General features: G+C 69.3%; 1 protein-coding gene and 1 pseudogene. Both read right to left on the minus strand.

Going from position 1 to position 1,042, the window contains the following annotated elements; genetic code table 11:
- On the minus strand, positions 1-899 hold an 899-nt coding region (locus tag BLX41_RS35550; RefSeq protein ID WP_259744965.1), incomplete at its 3' end, for a PP2C family protein-serine/threonine phosphatase.
- A 7-nt stretch (positions 900-906) separates the two neighbouring features.
- Positions 907-1,042, minus strand: a pseudogene (locus BLX41_RS35555) (MFS transporter); the annotation flags it as partial.

Genomic DNA, 1,042 nt, shown 5'->3' on the forward strand with positions numbered 1-1,042 from the left:
CAGGGATCGTCATGCAGGGCTTCGGGCAGGGTTTTCAGCAGCCAGGCCTGGTGCTGCTCGTCACGTACTCGGTACAGCAGGGATTGCTGGCTCTGGTTGATCAGCGCCTCGACCTGCCAGCCCTCAAAGCGCTGCCCGGGTTTCAGCGCCGGCGGCAGGGGCCATTGCCGCAGGTGCAGCAGCGCATCGCCGAGGCTGCTTTCGCCGAGCTCGTCGACCCGCACCAGTAGCGCGCTGGCGTTGTCCTGGCTGCCGGCCAGGTGCGCGGCGTTGACCAGGGTCTGTGTCGCGCTGTCCAGGTCGGGCTGGTCCCGCAGAATGGCGGCGATGGCGCTGTCGCCCAGAGTGGCCCAGACCCCGTCGCTGAGCATCAGGAAGCTTTCCCCCAGGCGCAGTTCGCCATCGAGGAAGTCCAGCACCAGATGCTGGTCCAGGCCCAGGGCGCGCTTGAGCACATGCTGCATGCCCGGCTGGTCCCAGACGTGGTCCTCGCTGATGCGTTGCAACTGCTGCTGGTGCCAGCGGTAGACCCGGCAGTCGCCGACATGGGCCAGGGTAAAGCGCCGTCCCCGCAGCACCAGGGCGCTGAGGGTGGTAAGCAGGGGCTGGCCACCGCCGTTGGCCTGGAGCCAACGGTTCTGGGCGATCAGCAGGCGTTCCAGGGCCTGTGCCACGGCCCAGGTTTCCGGGGTGGCGTAGTAATCCAGGGCCAGGGCCTGCAGGCTCGAACGGGCTGCCAGGCCGCCGTCGGCACACTGACTGACGCCATCGGCGATGGCGAACAGCAGGCCCTTGCTCGCCGCCAGATCCGGCGCCGGGGTGACCCGGCGCAAGGCGTCCTGATTCTCCGCCCGCGGTCCGGTGGCGCTGGCCTCGGCGTGGCTCAATTGCAGGCCCATGACGCCCTCAGACCCGCGCCGCAGTCACGGCGGCGGAGCCCCAGGTGGTTCTCCAGCGGCGCTTGACCCCGTGCAGGCCGAACCAGGCCAGGACCCCGAGACTGGCGAACAGCCACAGCGCCAGTTGATAGCTGCCGGTGCTC

Origin of the sequence: Pseudomonas protegens, assembly GCF_003732485.1 — a bacterium.
In the GTDB taxonomy this organism is placed as follows: Bacteria; Pseudomonadota; Gammaproteobacteria; order Pseudomonadales; family Pseudomonadaceae; genus Aquipseudomonas; species Aquipseudomonas protegens_B.